The sequence below is a fragment of the Enterobacter sichuanensis genome, assembly GCF_002939185.1.
Classification (GTDB): Bacteria; Pseudomonadota; Gammaproteobacteria; order Enterobacterales; family Enterobacteriaceae; genus Enterobacter; species Enterobacter sichuanensis.
Genome location: NZ_POVL01000021.1, coordinates 38,801 through 54,974, shown reverse-complemented (window position 1 = coordinate 54,974; position 16,174 = coordinate 38,801). Strand labels below are relative to the sequence as shown.

Below are 16,174 nucleotides of genomic sequence, written 5' to 3'. Positions count from 1 at the left end.
CAAATAAAGTTCAACCGCTGATGTGGTTTCCTGGAGAGTAAAATGAAAAAATTAGAAGATGTTGGTGTACTAGTTGCACGTATTCTGATGCCAATTCTGTTCATCGTGGCAGGTTGGGGCAAAATCACCGGTTATGCGGGTACCCAGCAGTATATGGAAGCCATGGGCGTTCCGGGGTTCCTGTTGCCACTGACTATTCTTCTTGAGTTCGGCGGCGGCCTGGCGGTACTGTTCGGCTTCCTGACCCGTACCACCGCGCTGTTTACCGCGGGCTTCACCGTGCTGACCGCGTTTATCTTCCACAGCAACTTTGCGGAAGGCGTGAACTCTCTGATGTTCATGAAAAACCTGACCATCGCGGGTGGCTTCCTGCTGCTGGCCGTCACTGGCCCGGGTGCATACAGCATCGACCGCGTTCTGAATAAGAAATGGTAAGCACGCTATACTGAATGAACACAAAGCGAGGAGATCTCTCCTCGCTTTTGCTATCTGACGGAGGAGAAAAGAATGGGACAACTCGTAGACGGCGTCTGGCAGGATGTCTGGTATGACACCAAATCCACCGGTGGACGCTTTAAGCGCTCTGTTTCGGCCTTCCGTAACTGGCTCACCGCCGACGGTGCTCCCGGCCCAAGTGGCGAAGGCGGCTTTGCGGCCGAGAAAGATCGTTATCATCTTTATGTCTCCCTTGCCTGTCCGTGGGCGCACCGCACATTGATTGTGCGCAAGCTCAAAGGTCTTGAATCCTTAATTCCGGTTTCCGTGGTGAACCCGCTGATGCTGGAAAACGGCTGGACGTTTGACAGTGACTTCCCTGCAGCGACAGGCGACGATCTATACCACCATGATTTCCTTTACCAGCTCTACCTGCGGGCCGACCCGCACTACACCGGGCGCGTGACCGTGCCGGTGCTGTGGGACAAGAAAAACCAGACGATTGTCAGCAATGAGTCTGCGGAAATCATCCGCATGTTCAATACCGCGTTTGACGCCCACGGTGCCCGCGCCGGGGATTACTATCCGGTTGAGCTGCGCGATAAAATTGATGAGCTGAACAGCTGGATTTACGACAACGTCAACAACGGTGTCTACAAGGCCGGCTTTGCCACCAGCCAGGAAGCGTATGACGAAGCGGTCGGAAAAGTCTTTGAATCTCTTGAGCGTCTGGAGCAGATCCTCGGCCAGCACCGCTACCTGACGGGCGATCGTCTGACGGAAGCGGATATCCGCCTGTGGACGACGCTGGTTCGCTTTGATCCGGTCTACGTCACCCACTTTAAGTGCGACAAGCACCGCATCAGCGACTATCTGAACCTGTATGGTTTCCTGCGCGATATCTACCAGATGCCGGGCATCGCCGACACGGTCGACTTCGACCATATCCGCACTCACTATTTCCGCAGCCACAAGACCATTAACCCAACTGGCATTATCTCCATTGGGCCGTGGCAGGACCTGGATGAACCGCACGGGCGCGATGTGCGTTTTGGATAAATATTAAGGGCATCAATGGATGCCCTTTTTTAATTCACAATCTCCATCTATCCTTACCTCGATCGCTTAGAAAACAAGTGATTGACTGACTAATGAGGCAAGGAAAATGGACTGGTATTTAAAAGTACTGCGCAACTACATTGGATTTGGTGGCCGCGCCCGCCGCAAAGAGTACTGGATGTTCGTTCTGGTGAACTTCGTCCTGATTATGGTGCTGGGCATCGTGGATAAAATTCTCGGCTGGGAGCGGGCTGGCGGTGAAGGCGTACTGACCACCATCTATGGCCTGTTAGTCCTGCTGCCATCGTGGGCGGTACTGTTCCGTCGGCTGCACGATACCGATCGTTCGGCGTGGTGGCTACTGCTGCTGTTGATCCCGATTGTGGGCTGGATCGTGATTCTGATCTTCAACTGCCAGAGCGGCACCCCAGGCGAAAACCGCTTTGGTCCGGATCCGAAAGCCGGCGTGTAAATCAGAGCCCGGTGGCGCTGCGCTTACCGGGCCTACACGCTTATTTGTTGTGGTGCGCAAAGAGCTTTGGAATTTCTCGCAAACACCACGACTTGGCTTCGCCCATGCTGTCACGACGCCATGCCATAATGATATCCACCTCGCTGGTGTATTCCGGGCTTACGACCCGCAACCGTCCTTCCGCAATATCTTTTTCCACAAACGGGTATGGCATTGTTGCCACGCCTAACCCTGCCAGCAGCGCCTGGCGCTTATCTTCCAGAGACGTAACGGTGAGTCGCGGCTGTTTATCCAGAAGCTGTACCGTCAGAACCGGACGTTCACGTGCGGTATCCGCAACCGCCACGCCGCGATACTTCACGCGAGTGACTTCAGAGAGTGGTTCCGGCTCCTGGTGAATCGGGTGATTGGGTGCGGCAACGTAGACATTCATCACGCTGTAAAGCTTGCGCGAGTTGATCTCCGACGAGGAACGGAAGTGCATGTCCGGCGCAATGACGATGTCCGCCCTGCCCGTCTCCAGCCGCTCCCACGCCCCTGCAAGCACCTCAGTGATGATCGACAGCTGCGTGTTAGCCTTCGCCGCCAGACGGTCCACCAGCGGGAACAGCGATTCGGTCGGCACCAGGGCTTCCGTCACCAGCGTCAGATGAGTTTCCCAGCCACGAGCCAGTGCTTCGGCGTCCGTCGTGAGCTTATCCGCCGCTTCCAGCAGCACGCGGCCGCGCTCCAGCAGCATCCGCCCGACGTTGGTGAATTTTGTTCGATGACCGGAGCGGTCAAACAGCACCACGTCCAGCTCTTCCTCCAGCTTTTGCATGGTGTAGCTCAGCGCAGACGGAACGCGCCCCAGCTCATCTGCCGCCGCCGCAAAACTGCCGCGCCGGTCGATTGCGTCCATGACGCGAAGCGCCTCAAGCGTCAATGCTCTCTCTTTAGCCATCTCGTTCTCATTCAGGAAATTTGAACATACCCGGCAGAATATCTGGCTAACAATGCAGCGTCCATACCTTTACCATTGTTTTAGTGTAAAGAGAGGTCAGTTTATGATTACGACAAGAACAGCTAAACAGTGCGGACAAGCCGATTTCGGTTGGCTGCAGGCCCGCTACACCTTTTCCTTTGGACACTACTTTGACCCTAAACTCCTCGGTTACGCATCACTACGCGTGTTAAATCAGGAAGTGCTCGCCCCGGGCGCCTCCTTCCAGCCGCGTACGTACCCGAAAGTCGATATCCTGAACCTGATCCTGGAAGGCGAGGCAGAATACCGCGATAGCGAGGGCAATCATGTCCAGGCGAAGGCTGGCGAAGCGTTATTAATTTCCACACAGCCGGGCATCAGCTACAGCGAGCATAACCTCAGCAAAGACAAAACGCTGACCCGCATGCAGCTGTGGCTTGACGCCTGCCCTGAGCGGGAAAACCCGCTGGTACAAAAGCTAGACCTGACGGGCGATAAGCAGCAGCTGATTGCATCGCCTGACGGCAGCAAAGGTAGCCTGCAGCTGCGTCAGCAGGTGTGGCTGCACCATATCGAACTGAAGAAAGGTGAACAGGCGAGCTTCCAGCTTCACGGTCCGCGCGCCTATCTGCAGTCGATTCACGGCACGGTGCATGCGGTAACGCATACGGAAGAGAAGGAAGCGCTCACCTGCGGTGACGGGGCGTTTATTCGTGATGAAGCGAATATCACGCTGGTGGCGGATACGCCGCTGCGCGCGCTGCTGATTGATTTGCCAGTGTAAGATATTCCCCCTCTCCCCAGAGGGATGAGGGGGGAAGTTCATAACACCTTACTCGCCATAATCTCAATTATCTGCCGGTCCGTGGCCTGCATCGAACGGCACGCGAGCGCGCACAGATTCGCGATCGATTGCTCCACATCGTGCGCCACAATGCCTTCGTTGCCCGTCACAGCCGAATCATCCAGCGCCATCATCACCGCTTTCCACGCACTTGCCACGCTGGTAGAGACCTTCATGGCACAGCTGTTTGAAGCGCCGTCGCAAATCATCCCGCTGACGTCGCCGATCATGCTGCTGATGGCCATCGCAATCGTCTGATAACTGCCGCCCATCAACCACGCCATACCCGCCGACGCCCCCATAGCCGCCGTTGTTGCCGCACACAGCGCCGACAAACGCGGAAGCTGGGCGTGAATATAAATAGCGGAAAGATGAGACAGCATCAGCGCCCGCGCCAGCCGTTCGTCGTCGGCCTGAACGTGCTCAGCGACCACCACCACCGGCATGGTGGCGGTAATGCCCTGATTGCCGGAACCCGAATTGCTCATCGCCGGCAGCGTCGCGCCGCCCATGCGGGCGTCCGAGGCCGCACTGGTGCGAATAACAATGTCTGAACCCAGATCCTGCGCCAGCCATCCGCGCGCACGCTGCTTATTCAGCGTGGCACCAATGTGCAGCCCCCACCTCCCGCTGAGCCCTTCCCGGGAGAGCGCATCGTTTAGCTGCCCTGCTTCCAGAATAAAACGGATCGCCTCAAACGGCACCTGCTCGACAAACTCCAGGATCTGCGACAGCGTGGCGTTTGTCAGCACCGCCAGCGAATCGTCATTCTCTTCGCCCTGTTGCTCCTCAAGCGCAAAGCGTGTTTCGCCCTGATAAACCACTTCCACCACCCGGGTATGCCCACCGGCGATGGTCACCATTGCCGAGGTATCTCCGGCATATACCCGAGCGCGCGAGTAGAGGATTTCATCGCACGGCTCCTGCAGTTTCACCTGGACCTTACCTGAGTTCAGCAGCGATTTGGCCTGTACCAGCGCCCCGGCTGACGCGTCTTTTAACACCTCCAGCCCGGCGTGTGCGTTACCGCCAATCGCGCCCAACGCTGCCGCAATCGGTAACCCGACCATGCCGGTTCCCGGCACCGTCACGCCAAGCCCGTTTTTCATCAGGTTCGGCGAGACCCACGCCTCAATCTGTGTGACATCACCCGGCAGAAGGTCTGCGGCCATCGCGCAGGCCAGCGCCAGAGAGACGGGTTCGGTACATCCAAGTGCGGGTTTAACTTCTTCCTGCACTGCGCGAATAAATTGATTCCATAAAGGATAAGTTTGCTCAGACATCGTTACGACCTTAATAATCCTCAGGAGAAGGCGAGGAAAGGAGAAACACAAAGCAGCAGCCCGGTGATAACAATAATCACCAGCGAAACGCCTTTATATTTGTGCAGTGCCGGGACCTTACAGACCAGCCATGCGGGGATCAGGCAGCCCACCATGCCAAAAATGGGGCTGCAAATAGACGTGAAGCTCAACACCGGCGCATTTAATACAATCGCGCTCCAGGCCAGCAGGATGGCGAACAGCATAATCCCGCGCTGGACGGCGTTCTCATTGATTTTCTCTGCCGGCATTTTGCGGCGCAGGATATTCATGATGATACCCTGCGTGGCCTCGCGAAAACCGAGGTAGACGCCGAAGAATGCGGTCATGACGGCAAAGATATTCAGGACCACGCTGACGATTTTGACCCAGCCCGCGCCGTCGCCGCTGATAAACTGCGCCGCTATCGCCAGGGCAGAGATATTCTGTTCATAGGCTTTGACCGCCTCATCGTGCCCCATCGCCAGCGTAAAGGAGACTGCATAGAAGAAGACCGTTACAAACAGCATACCAAAGGCAATGTTCATTGCCCGCAGCGCTTTATGACGCGCCACCTCCACGGATTTTTCCCGTGAACGGTATGAGATCACCATCGGGCTCAAGGTCTGAATAAACAGAATGGAGGTTAAGGTAAAGGGCAACGTGATGATGGCGTTTTTAACCAGCAGCCCTACGGGCGGCAGCATGCCTACGTTGGCTAAATGCCACAGACCTATCATCGACACTCCCAGCGCCGCGACCACGAATAATTTGGTCAACACCATCAGGCTGGAGACTTTAAACAGCAGCTTTTCCCCCCGTGAAGAGATGGCCACCAGAATACAAATCAGGAATAACCCGTAGAATGGATTTTCAGAGAGCAAATGGTCGGTCACACCGAAGGTATGCAAATACGATGCGCTGTCGTTGGTAATGGCGGTGGAATAGACAAACATCCAGATCACCAGCATCACGAAATAGAGCGCACCTAATAAAATACCCCAGTTCTTGCCTAAATAACCGCTAATGACGCTCGGGTAGTCTTTGCATTCCGGTGATTCCGCAAGGGTATTAATAAACAGACGCTGGAATAAATACATGGCCGGATAACCGATTATGGACGAGAGTAAAAAGACCCACAGCCCCATGAGTCCTACCTGCACTGGGAGAAAAACAATCCCCGCGCCGATAGCCATCCCGATACTCATGATGACCCAGCCCGTATCGGTGCAGTCGAATTTAATTGCCGCTTGCCACTCGCTTTCGCTCATTCCCGCACGCCTTGCCGCGGGGGAATCATTCACAATCACACTGCTGTTTGTTGCCGTATCCATTGGGCACTCGCTTATTTTGTAGGGTAAACATTTGTTTTTATAGGTTTCCGATCGCCAGCGATTGCGATTCAGAGGGTTGCAGGTGTGTGTTATTGGTGTGGGAAGATCATATCCGGAGCGCGGGAGAAAAAGGTCACAACATTAATAAGGATATTCTTTGTCGGGAGGAAATTTTGCTTCTGAAGGAGGATATTCAAAGCCAGTTTTCTAAAAGTGATGACGATCAAGAAATAAATACCCGCGCCATGCGCGGGTAGGAAATCACTCCGCCATCGCGTTAGCCATATCGGTTCTGATCTGCTTGCGTTGCTCCGGCGTCAATACCTGGCTGACGTCGAAGTAATATTTCACGCGGTAATAACGGGTCTGCTCTTCAATTTTGCTGAATGCGGTAAGCTGGCTTTTCACTGTGCTTTCGTCCCATTTACCTGCCTGGAACATGTCGATCAGCGCACCGTCCTTCACGCCCGTCATCGGGATCTTGCTGACATTTTCTTCCAGCTGCTTATGCAGATCTTCAATCTTCTTAACCTGTTCGTTGCTGAGCTTCAGGTGCTGTACCAGCGGGTCCTGCGAGGGCGACGGGGCAGCCTCAACGTTAGCGGCCTGCGCCGTAAAACTGCACACCACCAGTGAAGCAGCTGCCAACGCAATGCGGGTCATTTTCATCATCTTACAGTCCTTACAATCTGTTATAGGAAAAAGCAGGCGTATTGTTTTTCAAGAACGGATGAATATGTGTGAGTAATTATATAAACAATTTTGTATGTTAAGCGGGCCAAAAAAATGCCCCCTGCGGTGAGGGGGCATCAGGACTGACTTGCGTCAGATGGATTGCGTAAACGTCCTGGAGATTACATCCTGCTGCTGCTCACGCGTCAGGGCATTAAACCGCACCGCATAGCCTGAAACGCGGATCGTCAGGTTCGGATAATTCTCCGGATGCGCAATGGCATCCAGCAACATCTCCCGATTCATGACGTTGACGTTCAGATGCTGCCCGCCCTCAATGGCCGCTTCATGATGGAAGTAGCCGTCCAGCAGCCCCACCAGATTGGTTTTGCGCACCATCTCATCTTTACCGAGCGCCTGCGGCACGATGGAGAAGGTGTAAGAGATCCCATCTTTGGCATAGGTGAACGGCAGCTTAGCGACCGAGGTTAACGAAGCCACGGCCCCTTTTCTGTCGCGACCGTGCATCGGGTTCGCGCCTGGCGCAAACGGCGTGCCGCCGCGGCGTCCGTCCGGCGTGTTGCCGGTCTTCTGACCGTAAACCACGTTGGAAGTAATAGTCAGGATCGACTGAGTCGGTACCGCGTTGCGGTAGGTTGGCAGTGCCTGAATTTTCTTCATAAAGCGCTCCACCAGGTCACAGGCAATGCTGTCCACGCGGTCATCGTTGTTGCCGTACTGCGGGTAATCTCCTTCTATTACAAAATCGACCGCCAGACCGGTGTGGTCGCGCACCGGTTTCACCGTGGCATATTTAATAGCGGACAGGGAATCCGCCGCCACCGACAGGCCAGCAATACCGCAGGCCATGGTACGGTAAACGTCCCGGTCGTGCAGCGCCATCAGCGAGGCTTCGTAGCTGTACTTGTCGTGCATGTAGTGAATGAGATTCAGCGCGCTGATGTACTGCACCGCCAGCCAGTCCATAAAGTGATCGAGGCTCGCCATCACGGTGTCGTAGTCCAGAACCTCATCCAGCAGCGGCGCGGTTTTCGGGCCGACCTGGATCTTCAGCTTCTCATCCATCCCGCCGTTGATCGCGTACAGCAGCGTTTTGGCGAGGTTGGCGCGGGCACCGAAGAACTGCATCTGCTTGCCGATCACCATCGGGCTGACGCAGCAGGCGATGACGTAGTCGTCGCTGTTGAAGTCGGCACGCATCAGATCGTCGTTCTCATACTGCAGCGATGAGGTGACGATCGATACCTGAGCGGCATATTTCTTGAACGCGATCGGCAGTTGTTCAGACCAGAGGATCGTCAGGTTAGGCTCCGGCGCAGGCCCCATGGTGTGCAGCGTATGCAGATAGCGGAAGCTGTTTTTGGTCACCAGCGTGCGTCCGTCCAGCCCCATCCCGCCGATCACTTCCGTCGCCCAGATCGGATCGCCGGAGAAAAGCGTGTCGAACTCCGGCGTGCGCAGGAAGCGCACCATGCGGATCTTCATAATGAAGTGGTCGATCAGCTCCTGCGCCTGGACTTCATTCAGCCGCCCGGCCTGCATGTCGCGCTCAATGTAAATATCGAGGAACGAGGCCGTGCGACCCAGCGACATCGCCCCGCCGTTCTGGGATTTCACCGCCGCCAGGTAGGCAAAATAGACCCACTGCACCGCTTCCTGGGCGTTTATCGCCGGACGTGAAATATCAAAGCCATAGTTTGCCGCCATCTGCTGGATCTGCAGCAGCGCACGTTTGTGTTCCGCCAGCTCCTCACGCAGGCGGATCGTCGCCTCAAGATCTTCACCACGTTCCAGTCTCGGCTGGAGATCGGCAAACTGCAGTTCACGCTCGCGCATCAGATAGCTGATGCCGTACAGCGCCACGCGGCGGTAATCGCCAATGATGCGTCCGCGCCCGTAGCCGTCTGGCAGCCCGGTCAGCACCCCGGATTTACGGCAGCGCATCATCTCCGGCGAGTAGACGTCAAATACGCCCTGGTTATGGGTTTTACGCAGGTCGGTAAACAGGTATTCGAACTGCGGATCCATCTCCCGCCCGTAGGCTTCGAACGAGCTGCGGATCATGTTGATCCCGCCGTACGGATGCAGGGCGCGCTTAAGCGGTTTATCGGTTTGCAGACCGACGATCGTCTCCAGATCCTGGTCGATATAGCCCGGCCCGTGAGCCGTAATGGTGGTGGCGATATTGGTGTCAAAATCTACCGGGGCGTGGGTGGCATTCTCCTGACGAATGCCGACCATTACCTTCTGCCACAGCGCCGTCGTTGCTGGCGTCGCCTGCGCGAGGAAAGCTTCGTCGCCTTCATAAGGGGTGTAGTTATGCTGAATAAAATCGCGCACGTTGACGGCGTTTTTCCATTCTTCACCGCGAAACCCGGCCCATGCGTCGCTGTAGGGCGCGACGCCCGTATCGATTGTTACTTTCATCTTATTCTCGCTTTATCAGGCGTAAGCCGCAGCCGGGGTAACCTTCCCAAGACGGAGGGCATCCAGTGCGATCATTTTTTCTTCGTTGGTAGGGACAACCGCGCAGGCTACGCGGGACGACCCGGTGGAGATCACGCGCTCACCCGCGCTGCCCGGCAGGCCATTTTTGACGTCGTCGAGGATGAGGCCAAAGACCTTCAGGTGTTCCGCCACCAGCGCGCGGATAAGCGTCGAGTTTTCGCCGATACCGCCGGTAAAGACCACGCCGTCCAGGCGGTGCAGCGATGCCGCGTGCCCGGCGATATGCCGCGCAATCCGGTGAACGAAAGTCTGGATCGCCAGCTGCGCGCGTTCATGACCCGCGTGCCAGGCCTTCTCCAGCGCACGCAGGTCAGACGAGAGGCCGGAGATCCCCAGCAATCCGGACTCTTTATTGACCACGCGCTCCAGATCCTCGAACGACTGGCCGGTCTGCTGGGCAATCCACGCCATGGCGCCAAAATCCACGTCGCCACAGCGTGTGCCCATCACCAGCCCTTCCAGCGGCGTCATGCCCATGGAGGTATCCACGCTTTCGCCATTGCGCACCGCGCAGATGGAGGCGCCGTTACCGAGGTGGGCAATCACCAGACCGCTGTCATCGGGGAACAGTCCGAGAAGCGCCTGCGCCCGCCCGGCCACGTAGCGGTGAGAGGTGCCGTGGAAGCCGTAGCGACGCACGCCCAACGCTTCAAAATAGCGGTACGGTAAGCCATACAGATACGCCTGCGGCGGCAGCGTCTGATGGAAGCTGGTATCGAACACCGCAACCTGCTGCACGCCAGGGAAGAGGCGCTCTGCGGCTTCCACGCCGCTTAAGTTGGCGTAGTTATGCAGTGGCGCCAGCGGGGAAACCTGACGGATCTGCGCAATCACCTCCTCCGTAATCAGGGTCGACTCGCTGAAGAGGTCGCCGCCGTGAGCAATGCGATGGCCAATTAAGGCCACGCTGCTCATCAGGTTACGCTTCTCCAGCTCCAGGGCGATGGCAGCCAGCGCCCCTTCGTAGTCATGGTGAGCCAGTCTGGCTGGCTCACCCCCGTTTACGGAAATAAAGGCGTTATCCGTGTTGATGCCGTCTGCAATGCCCGTCATCAGGGCGTCACAGGCGCTGGCATCGATCACCGAAAACTTAACAGAGGACGAACCGCAGTTAATAACCAGTACTACCGGAAACTCAATCATGGTGTGGCTCCGCTCTTCCTGAGCTTTGGTTAGAACAGTTTGTAAACGATATTCAGAATGGTCAGCAGGCCCACAACCGTGACGAAGATATTCTCCGGTCTGCCTTTATACTTCGCCATGGCTGGCGCTTTGCGGATGGCATACATCGGCAGCAGGCACAGCAGAGAGGCGATGATCGGCGCCCCCATCGCTTCGATAAGGTCAAGAATGTTCGGGTTGGCGTATGCAACAACCCAGGTGGATCCCATGATGAACACCATGCTGATGGTGTTCAGCTTGCCCACAGAGACCTTCTTCTTGTCGCCCTTATAACCGAACTTCAGGATCAGACCGTTCAGCCCTTCCAGCGTGCCCAGGTAGTGACCAAAGAAGGATTTGAAGATAGCGACCAGCGCGATGATGGAAGCCCCGTATTCCAGTACCGTCGCGAACGTCGATTTGGTTCCCGACATCGAGGCAAAGTGGTTCGCCAGGTATGAGAGCACCGGAATGTTCTGCGCTTTGGCATCCGCCATGTTCTGCGGAGAGAGCGTAAACAGGCAGCTAAAGGCGAAGAACATCACCACGGCGACCATCAGCAGGCTGGCGCGACCGATAATTTTGGAACATTTCTGCTCGGTAAATTCTTTCCCGAACGCCGGCTCATACTCTTCACGCTTGGAGACCACAAACGAGGAGACAATCGGCGAGAAGTTAAAGGAGAAGACCATGATGGAGATGCCCAGCCACACCGTCACCAGAATGCCATCATGGCCGGTGAAGGCGATATCGCTCAGGTTGACCTGGTCGATAACCGCCGAGTTCCAGTAAGGGATCAGCGACAGGGAAATCAGCACCAGACTGGCGATAAACGGGAACACCAGGAAGCTCATTACCTTCACCATCAGGTCTTTGCCGAACCAGATCACAAAGGCCATAAGCAGCAGCAGGAACAGCGCCACCACGCCGCGGTTCAGCGCGGGCAGCTGGAGCTGGTTTTCCCAGAAGGTCATAAAGGTGTTGGTAATGGTAACGCCGTAAATCCACAGCAGCGGGCAAATGGCGAAGAAGTAGAGGAAGGTAATGACCACCCCACCGGTTTTACCAAAATGCTCTTCCACCGTTTCGGTGATGTTGCCGGAGACGTTGCTGCCGGACAGGCACAGACGCACCAGCGCACGGTGGCAGTAAAACGCGATCGGGAAGGCGAGAACCAGCATCAGCAGGATAGGGATCAAGCCACCAAAGCCTGCGCGAATGGGGAAGAACAGCACGCCTGCGCCAATGGCGGTTCCGAACAGGCCAAGCGTCCAGGTGGTATCAGACTTACGCCAGGAGGACGTTTTTGTCTGGCCAACGATAATGCTTTCTGTGTTGCTCATAGGTCACCTTTATGCGTCAACGAAGCCGGTAATTTGGGAAACACGGGAGAGGTCAATATTGCCGCCGGAAATAATGCAGACGGTTTTACGCCCCTGAATATAGTGGTCTAGCTTGCCGCTTAATAACGCGGCACAGGCCAGCGCGCCGGCACCTTCGGTCACCACTTTATTTCGCTGAATAAGTGCAATCATGCTGTCGCGAATGTTCTCTTCACTGACCAGTACGATGTCATCGACCAATTCACGAACAATTTCGAACGTTAATTTACCCGGGCGAGAGACATCGCAACCGTCGGCTAATGTACCGGTGACGCGATGATTCATAATTTCTCCGGCCTGATACGATGCCGCCATGCCGTGAACATTTTCTGACTGCACGCCGATAATATTGATGGTGGGGTTGATGGATTTAATCGCCGTCGCGATCCCGGCAATTAAGCCGCCACCGCCAATTGGCACAATGACGTTATCCACATCGTACAAGTCTTCGAGAATTTCCAGCCCGATGGTGCCCTGTCCGGCGATCACTTTGGCGTCATCGTAAGGCGGGATAAAAATACGCCCTTCCATCTCGACGATTTCGCTGACTTTGGCGATGGTGTCATTGAAGTTCTCCCCGTGCAGCACTACCTCCGCCGAGTAGTCGCGCGTCGCGGCGACTTTAGACTTTGGCGCGCCCATCGGCATCACCACTTTGCCGTCAATGCCCAGCATGGCACAGGAGAGAGACACCCCCTGCGCGTGGTTTCCCGCGGAACAGGCAACCACGCCTTTGCGTCTTTCCGCATCGGTCAGCGAGCTTAATTTGTTGAACGCACCGCGAATTTTAAAGGAGCCGGTACGCTGCATATTCTCAAACTTAAGGAATATTTCACCCTTACAACGTTCGCTGAGGTAATTTGAGCGCGGCATGCCGGTTTTATATATTTTTCCTGCCAGTCGTTTTCTGGCATCCTGAATATCTTCAATCGTTACCGGGAGATCGTAGGTAATATGCATAATATCCTCGTTATAATAATTCATTCTTTTCAGGCAAAGTCAGGGTATCAGAGCACGGCTAAAATAAGCTCTGGGTGTTTTAAAAAGGTTTAATACTTATCCGGGAGTTAATATATCATCGTCGTCTTTCGCCAGTGAGTGACGCATATTGTTTTGCCAGTTCGACTAATACTGACGCCGATTTTTTTATTCTGTAATTTTTTGACCATACGGCGGCATAACGCGCCACGGGTAATTCATCTTCCACTGGCAGGACAATAAATTGGTCGGAACCGAACGGGGCAATCATGTCACGGGGAATGACCGTCAGATAATCGGCATTCAACACAAGGTTATAAATGGTGACGACGGAATCGGTCTGGACGATATTTTCAATGCTGATGTGGTTGTCTTGCAGGGTGGTCAGGAGTTCTTTGTAGTAGCCCATGTCGGTTTGCGGCATCACCCACTGCTCGTGGGTGAGTGATGCCAGTGTCGTCGGGCCGGTGCACGTTCGTGATTTGCTGGCTACCAGCACAAACTCGGATTCAAACAGCGGCTCGACGTGCAGATCCTGCAGCAACATTTCATCGCTCAGCGTACCGATGGCAAAATCCAGCCGACCGTCGCGAATGGCCGGCAGGAAAGATGACAACTGCGCTTCATACATGGAGACACGCGCTTTCGGGAACACTTCCTTGAATTTTTTGATCATTTCAGACAGGAAGGTAAAACCAATCAGCGACGGATAGCCAAAGGAGACGTCCATGACGGTGCTGAAACTCAGGCTGTTGATTTCGCTCACCATGTTTTTCATCTCACGAGTGATCGACTCTGAGTACGAGAGCAGAACCTGGCCCGCGGCAGTGAGTTTTACGCCCGTGTTTTTACGCACCATCACTTCGACGCCAAAGTAGGACTCAATATCGCTGATAATTTTGCTGACGGCGGGTTGCGTCAGCCCCAGCTGTCTTGCTGCAGAACCTATGGAGCCACTTTTAATGACTTCCTGAAATACCACGAGGTGCTGTGTTTTCGGTAGAATAATAGTGTTCATAATATTCTGCGCTTATTTCCCTATGACGGGGTGGATTCTACTCAATAATGTTTCAGGGGGTATGTGCTGTTACTCACAATTTACCTTTTCGCACCCAAACCAGACAGGATGAAAACCCATTAAAATACTTTATTATCAATAGCATAGCGACATCACAACACGCCATTACGCTGATATTGATCAATAAAAACCGTGGTAATAAATTTATTTTATGGCGATAACACGGATAAATTTTCCTGCATTAAAAAAATCAATAAAGACGATCTTTCAGGCAATTAAAGGACAATAAATAACCACTACTCTTTTGAAACATTCTTTTAATTTCTAAAAATTTTCAGGCGTGATTGGGCAGACTGGCGTTAAAGAGTGGAATACGTCACACATTCATGGAGTGAATGTTTTTAATTTCAATATGTTTATATCAAACGAGAAAAAAATCGAGATCATTAAGGTAACAATCATAACAAACTATCAATACCAAAAAATGACCACTTTTTAGCGTGAAATTTTGTGATGACGATCGTCTACAGAAGCGGGATGAACACTGACGGGGCAAAAACAGTGAAATGTGCTTAATGTCGCAAATATGAGAATTGATGTCGTTTGTACGGTTGCCGGGTGGCGCTGCACTTACCCTACCTACACACCCGGAAAGTAAAAACCCCGCCGAAGCGGGGTTTTCTAAGAAGTGAAACTGACCGATAAGCCGGGTTCTGTCGTGGACAGTCATTCATCTAGGCCAGCAATCGCTCACTGGCTCAAGCAGCCTACCCGGGTTCAGTACGGGCCGTACCATGTGAACCCCTATTTGGCCTTGCTCCGGGTGGAGTTTACCGTGCCACGGACTGTTACCAGCCGCGCGGTGCGCTCTTACCGCACCCTTTCACCCTTACCTGATCCCGCTTGCGCGGGCCATCGGCGGTTTGCTCTCTGTTGCACTGGTCGTGGGTTTCCCCCCCAGGCGTTACCTGGCACCCTGCCCTATGGAGCCCGGACTTTCCTCCCCTCCGCCCGTCTCCCCCGAAGGGGACGACGACGAAGCGGCGACTGTCTGGTCAGCTTCGGCGCGCAGTATAGAGGGTTTGCGCGCCGCTGTCACCCTCAGGTGTGGGCAAGACGCGATTAACGGGCGACTTCCACCTTCGCCAGCTTTTCGTAATAGCACGCAAGCGCGCTGTGGTCGGCCGTGCCCAGGCCATCCGCGCGCAGCGCCTGCATCATTTCCATGACCGCCGCCGTCAACGGCAGCTGGGCTCCCACGCCGTGAGAAGTATCCAGCGCGTTGGCCAGGTCTTTAATGTGCAGATCGATACGGAAGCCAGGTTTGAAATTTCGGTCCATCACCATCGGCGCTTTGGCATCCAGCACGGTACTGCCCGCCAGCCCACCGCGAATAGCCTGATAGACCAGGCCCGGGTTGACGCCCGCTTTGGTTGCCAGCGTCAGCGCTTCCGACATGGCGGCAATGTTCAGCGCCACAATTACCTGGTTCGCCAGCTTGGTCACGTTGCCCGCGCCAATTTCCCCCGTATGCACCACAGATCCCGCCATCGCTTTCATCAGGTCGTAGTATTTGTCGAAAACGGCTTTCTCACCGCCAACCATGACCGACAGCGTGCCGTCGATCGCTTTTGGTTCACCGCCGCTGACCGGCGCGTCCAGCATATCAACGCCCTTTGCTTTTAACGCCTCGCTGATTTCACGGCTTGCCAGCGGCGCGATAGAGCTCATATCGATCAGCACCAGGCCCGGCTTCGCACCGTCGATAATACCGTTCTCACCCAGCGCGACCTCTTTGACATGCGGTGAGTTTGGCAGCATGGTGATGATGACATCGCACTGCTCAGCAATGGCTTTGGCGGTGGTGGCCGTTTCTGCGCCAGCCGCCATGAGCTCAGCCACGGCCTGCGTATTGTGATCGGATACCACCAGTGAGTAACCTGCTTTGATGAGGTTCTTACTCATTGGTTTACCCATGATCCCCAGGCCAATAAAACCCACTTTCAGCGTCATAGTTTTTTCCTC

General features: G+C 54.8%; 14 protein-coding genes and 1 other RNA gene. 4 read left to right on the top strand and 11 right to left on the bottom strand.

Annotation, left to right across the window (positions count from 1 at the left end):
* Positions 1-42 precede the first annotated feature (42 nt).
* From C5687_RS11450 to C5687_RS11440, 3 genes are all read left to right on the top strand, one after another.
* The gene (locus C5687_RS11450; RefSeq protein WP_023309292.1) at positions 43-435 is read left to right on the top strand and encodes a DoxX family protein; all 393 of its coding nucleotides are present in this window, start codon (positions 43-45) and stop codon (positions 433-435) included.
* Positions 436-507: 72 nt separating this feature from the next.
* Entirely contained in the window at positions 508-1,494 is a 987-nt protein-coding gene (locus tag C5687_RS11445) for a glutathione S-transferase family protein (protein ID WP_047959515.1), read from the top strand.
* 106 nt (positions 1,495-1,600) lie between these two features.
* On the top strand, positions 1,601-1,966 hold the full coding sequence (locus C5687_RS11440; RefSeq protein WP_025759870.1) for a DUF805 domain-containing protein: 366 nt from the start codon (positions 1,601-1,603) through the stop codon (positions 1,964-1,966).
* A gap of 40 nt (positions 1,967-2,006) precedes the next feature.
* On the opposite strand, the gene C5687_RS11435 is transcribed toward C5687_RS11440, so the two are convergent.
* The gene (locus C5687_RS11435; RefSeq protein ID WP_025759871.1) at positions 2,007-2,909 is read right to left on the bottom strand and encodes a LysR family transcriptional regulator; all 903 of its coding nucleotides are present in this window, start codon (positions 2,907-2,909) and stop codon (positions 2,007-2,009) included.
* A gap of 103 nt (positions 2,910-3,012) precedes the next feature.
* On the opposite strand from C5687_RS11435, the gene C5687_RS11430 reads away from it, so the two are divergent.
* Positions 3,013-3,714 (top strand): pirin family protein, encoded by a 702-nt coding sequence (locus C5687_RS11430; RefSeq protein ID WP_023309295.1) that lies wholly within the window; start codon positions 3,013-3,015, stop codon positions 3,712-3,714.
* A 38-nt stretch (positions 3,715-3,752) separates the two neighbouring features.
* On the opposite strand, the gene C5687_RS11425 is transcribed toward C5687_RS11430, so the two are convergent.
* The 10 genes from C5687_RS11425 to garR form a co-directional block, all read right to left on the bottom strand.
* On the bottom strand, positions 3,753-5,057 hold the full coding sequence (locus C5687_RS11425; RefSeq protein ID WP_104556968.1) for an L-cysteine desulfidase family protein: 1,305 nt from the start codon (positions 5,055-5,057) through the stop codon (positions 3,753-3,755).
* Positions 5,058-5,077: 20 nt separating this feature from the next.
* Positions 5,078-6,409 (bottom strand): SLC5/6 family protein, encoded by a 1,332-nt coding sequence (locus tag C5687_RS11420; protein WP_104556967.1) that lies wholly within the window; start codon positions 6,407-6,409, stop codon positions 5,078-5,080.
* Positions 6,410-6,670: 261 nt separating this feature from the next.
* On the bottom strand, positions 6,671-7,081 hold the full coding sequence (locus C5687_RS11415) for a Spy/CpxP family protein refolding chaperone (protein WP_104556966.1): 411 nt from the start codon (positions 7,079-7,081) through the stop codon (positions 6,671-6,673).
* A gap of 153 nt (positions 7,082-7,234) precedes the next feature.
* The gene (gene pflB, locus C5687_RS11410) at positions 7,235-9,529 is read right to left on the bottom strand and encodes a formate C-acetyltransferase (RefSeq protein WP_104556965.1); all 2,295 of its coding nucleotides are present in this window, start codon (positions 9,527-9,529) and stop codon (positions 7,235-7,237) included.
* 15 nt (positions 9,530-9,544) lie between these two features.
* Positions 9,545-10,753 carry a propionate kinase gene (tdcD, locus tag C5687_RS11405; RefSeq protein WP_104556964.1) on the bottom strand — a complete coding sequence of 403 codons (1,209 nt, stop codon included), beginning with the start codon at positions 10,751-10,753 and terminating at the stop codon, positions 9,545-9,547.
* A gap of 29 nt (positions 10,754-10,782) precedes the next feature.
* Positions 10,783-12,114: a threonine/serine transporter TdcC gene (gene tdcC, locus C5687_RS11400; protein WP_104556963.1), complete on the bottom strand. Its 1,332-nt coding sequence runs from the start codon at positions 12,112-12,114 to the stop codon at positions 10,783-10,785.
* A 9-nt stretch (positions 12,115-12,123) separates the two neighbouring features.
* The gene (gene tdcB, locus C5687_RS11395; RefSeq protein WP_047959859.1) at positions 12,124-13,113 is read right to left on the bottom strand and encodes a bifunctional threonine ammonia-lyase/L-serine ammonia-lyase TdcB; all 990 of its coding nucleotides are present in this window, start codon (positions 13,111-13,113) and stop codon (positions 12,124-12,126) included.
* Positions 13,114-13,228: 115 nt separating this feature from the next.
* Positions 13,229-14,149, bottom strand: coding sequence for a transcriptional regulator TdcA (tdcA, locus tag C5687_RS11390; protein WP_014885345.1), 921 nt, complete (start codon positions 14,147-14,149; stop codon positions 13,229-13,231).
* A 686-nt stretch (positions 14,150-14,835) separates the two neighbouring features.
* An RNA gene (gene rnpB, locus C5687_RS11385) (RNase P RNA component class A) lies at positions 14,836-15,212 on the bottom strand.
* 59 nt (positions 15,213-15,271) lie between these two features.
* Positions 15,272-16,162, bottom strand: coding sequence for a 2-hydroxy-3-oxopropionate reductase (garR, locus tag C5687_RS11380; RefSeq protein ID WP_104556962.1), 891 nt, complete (start codon positions 16,160-16,162; stop codon positions 15,272-15,274).
* Positions 16,163-16,174: the final 12 nt, after the last annotated feature.